Genomic DNA, 235 nt, shown 5'->3' with positions numbered 1-235 from the left:
ATAATTGTCGCAGATGCTGGATATGGAAGTGAAGAGAATCTCCTTCGTTTAGATGAAAAGCAGGTAAACCATCTGATTAAATATGCCATGTTTGACAAGGAACAGAAGAGAGGGTATAAACAGTCGAATAGAAACTTAGCGAATTGGCACTATAATGACAAGGAGGATAGCTACACACATCCTGATGGCTGGTGCTATCGTTTTCACCATACCAAACATCAGAAAACACAGACGG

General features: G+C 40.4%; 1 pseudogene. It reads left to right on the top strand.

The window, feature by feature from the left end:
- Nucleotides 1–235, top strand: a pseudogene (locus tag B7692_RS11320) (IS1182 family transposase); the annotation flags it as partial.

Source organism: Streptococcus mitis (assembly GCF_002096925.1).
Classification (GTDB): Bacteria; Bacillota; Bacilli; order Lactobacillales; family Streptococcaceae; genus Streptococcus; species Streptococcus mitis_AF.
Note: the sequence above shows the minus strand (reverse complement) of the source record. Positions and strands in the feature narration are given on the sequence as shown.